Source organism: Nocardia sp. No.11, assembly GCF_038752175.1.
Classification (GTDB): Bacteria; Actinomycetota; Actinomycetes; order Mycobacteriales; family Mycobacteriaceae; genus Nocardia; species Nocardia canadensis.
The window spans coordinates 1-3,150 of sequence record NZ_JBCGFB010000240.1; the positions used below are offsets into that span (position 1 = coordinate 1).

A 3,150-nucleotide genomic window follows, 5' to 3' on the forward strand; every position below is an offset into this window, starting at 1 on the left:
ATCGCCCGGCTGCGCGCCGACGGCGGCGAGCTGCACACCGGCGACGCCGTCACCGCCCTGCGCCGGATCGGCGACGGCTGGCGGGTGCGCACCGCCGCGGGCCGGGACCTGCACGCCGACACCGTGATCGCCGGCTCGCACATCCTGGCGACCCTGGAACTGCTGCGGGCAGGCGATTTCGACGCGGCCACCCTGGACGACTGGCAGCGCCGGATCCGGGTCGGCCCCGGCATCGGCATGGTGGTGCGCCTGGCCACCGACCGGCTCCCGGACTACCCCGGCGCCTGCCCCGCCGAATCCGCGCGCGGACTGCAGTTCCTCGTCGCCGACCGCAACCAGCTGCGGCGCGCGCACGGCGCGGCCCTCGGTGGTGCGCTGCCGCCCCGGCCGGTGGTGCTGGCGATGAGCTTCAGCGCGCTCGATCCCACCATCGCGCCGCCCGGCGAGCACCAGCTGTCGCTGTGGGCGCAGTGGCATCCCTACGCGCTCGCCGACGGCAGCGACTGGGCCGAGCACGGCGAGCGCGAGGCGGACCGGATCGTCGCCGAGGTCGAGCGGTACGCCCCCGGCTTCGCCTCGTCGGTGCGGCAGCGGTTCGTGCAGACGCCGGTCGACCTGGAACGCGAGATGGGGTTGCGCGGCGGCAATGTCATGCATGTCGAGATGTCGCTGGATCAGATGATGCTGTGGCGGCCGCTGCCGGAGTTGTCGGGACAGCGGGTGCCGGGCGCGCCCGGCCTGTACCTGACGGGCGCGTCGACCCATCCCGGCGGCGGTGTGTCCGGGGCCAGCGGCCGCAGCGCCGCTCGGCTCGTCCTCGGCGATCGCCGGATCCGCCGGTTCCCGTTCGCGCGCGGGCGATGAGACCTGGACTCGCCGTGTCGTTCTCGTGCGGCCCGGCATCGTCGCGGCGGATCCCGTCGCGACGACGGCGGTATCGGCTGCCAGCGGTGCGGTGCGCGCTGGAGCGCGGCGACGAGACTTCGGTGACGGCGGCGCGTGGTTCGAGGTCGTCGATCGGCAGGCGGAACCGGTGATCGATACCCGGCACCCTCGGTGGCTCGCGGACCAGCCGGGCCGGGGCGCGGCGGCGTTCGGTCGATGGTTACGCACCGAGCCGTCGCGCGCGTTGCCGACGGCCACGGCGATCCTGCTGGTCCTGGCGCAGATCGCCTATCCGTTGAGTGCGGGCACCATGCGTGACCGGATCACGATCGTCGTCGTCGCACTGTCGGCGGCGACCGCCCTCCTGCACGCGGCGACGACCCGCGGCGCGCGCTGGGCCATCGGGTTCTTCGTCATCGTGTCCGGGCTCGGGCTCGCCGCCGAGATCGTCGGCACGGCGACCGGGTTTCCGTTCGGCGATTACGCCTATGCCGTCGACCGGATCGGGCCCGCGCTCGCCGAGGTGCCACTGGTGGTCCCGCTGGCGTGGACCGGCGGGCTGTATCCGATCTGGATCGTGGCGGGACTGATCGCGTCGCGGGCGTGGGGTCGCGGCGGACTGTTCGTCGTCGGCGCGGTCGGCTGGGATCTGTTCCTCGATCCGCAGATGGTGGCCGACGGCCAGTGGACCTGGGCCGTCACCGATGCGGGGCTGCCCGCACTCCCCCAGATCCCGTACACCAACTACCTCGGCTGGGCGCTGGTCGCCACGCTGATGGCGGTGCTGCTGACCGTGCTCGACCGGCGGGTACCGCCCGCCCACGATCCGTCGGTGGCGGTTCCGGTGGCGGTGTTCGGCTGGACCTGGCTCGGCTCGGCCCTGGCCCACGCGGTGTTCCTCGGGCTACCCGCCTCGGCGATCTGGGGGTTCCTCGGCCTGGCCTCCCTCGGCATCCCGCTGCTGCTACGCGGGTTCGCGCGACACGGCGACCGCACGGCCTGACGTACCCGACAGCGGGCTGACCGGCGCCGCGTCCGCCCCGCCGCACGCGCGATTCGACGACGAATCGCCTGTTCGGCACCCCCGGTGGGCCCGTCGTGTGGGTTCTCGGGCCCGGGCCTGGCACGATGACATCCGTGCAGCCGAGTCTCGTCGCCGACATGCCCGCTCCTTCACCGCGTCGCTCCGCGCGTACCCGGCGCGTCACGGCCGTCGCCGTCCTGCTGGCGATGCTGGTGCCCGCCCTGGCCGGGTGCCTGCGCGTGCAGGTGTCGATGGGCGTGTCGTCCAACGACCGGGTGTCGGGACGGATCGTCGCCGCGGTGGTGCCGACCGGCCCCACCGACAAGGGCCCGCAGCTCGAGGCGCCGGACCAGCTGGCGGCGAAAGTGCGCGTCGAGAACTACAACCAGGACGGTTTCGTCGGCACCCAGGTGTTCTTCGACGACCTGTCCTTCGGCGAGGTCGGCCAGCTCGGCGGCCTGTCGGATCAGACCCAGGGCATGTTCACCCTCGAGTTCCAGCGCACCGGCGATCTGGTGAGCCTCAAGGGCCGCGTCGACCTGGAGTCGGTGCCGCCGCACGGCTCGGACGTGCAGTTCTCCATCGCGTTCCCGGCCCGCGTCGCCAAGACCAACGGCACCCGCGAGGGCGACAACACCGTGTCCTGGAAGCTGCCCGCGGGCGAGACCTCGACCCTGCGCGCCGAGGTGAAGTACGCCGACCCGAACACCCGCTCCTTCGCCGGCTGGGCGGGCATCGTCGGCGGCATCACCCTCGCCGTCGCCGCGCTGATCGCCGGTCTGGCCTTCCGCGACCGCAACCCCGGCCCGCCGAACGCGCCGCGCGGCGGCTTCTCGCCGCAGGAGATGTGGCGCGAGATCGCCAGCCGCAGGCTGGGCCGCTGACATGGGCGCGGCGGGCCGCTACCTGACCTGGGCGGGCACCGGTCTCGCCGCGCTGGGCGCGACCACCGCCGCCTACAACCTGGTCACGTTGCGCAGCCTGCCGCGCCGGGTGGCGGGGGTGATCGAACCGGTGACCGTCTGCGTGCCCGCCCGCGACGAAGCCGAGCGCCTGCCCGAGCTGATCGGCGACCTGCGCGCCCAGACCGGCGTCCCCCGGCTGCGCGTACTGATCCTCGACGACGCCTCCACCGACCACACCTACGAAGCCGCCTCGGCCGCGATCGGCGGTGACGATCGGTTCACCGTGCTGCGCTCGGCCGCCCACCCGGCGCCCGGCTGGACCGGCAAGGCCGCCGC

Annotated in this window: 4 protein-coding genes; all 4 read left to right on the forward strand. The window is 73.8% G+C overall.

Annotation, left to right across the window (positions count from 1 at the left end):
• On the forward strand, positions 1-864 hold an 864-nt coding region (locus V8688_RS31705; protein ID WP_342802354.1), incomplete at its 5' end, for an NAD(P)/FAD-dependent oxidoreductase.
• Between the two features lie 265 nt (positions 865-1,129).
• On the forward strand, positions 1,130-1,888 hold the full coding sequence (locus tag V8688_RS31710) for a carotenoid biosynthesis protein (protein WP_255586532.1): 759 nt from the start codon (positions 1,130-1,132) through the stop codon (positions 1,886-1,888).
• A gap of 158 nt (positions 1,889-2,046) precedes the next feature.
• Positions 2,047-2,793, forward strand: coding sequence for a DUF3153 domain-containing protein (locus V8688_RS31715; protein ID WP_218715920.1), 747 nt, complete (start codon positions 2,047-2,049; stop codon positions 2,791-2,793).
• A 1-nt stretch (position 2,794) separates the two neighbouring features.
• Positions 2,795-3,150: glycosyltransferase (locus V8688_RS31720; RefSeq protein ID WP_342802355.1), on the forward strand; the 356-nt coding region annotated here is incomplete at its 3' end.

Bases quoted from the DNA above. Each gene is read 5' to 3' on its own strand.
- V8688_RS31715 (WP_218715920.1), top strand. From the start codon at position 2,047: ATGCCCGCTCCTTCACCGCGTCGCTCCGCGCGTACCCGGCGCGTCACG.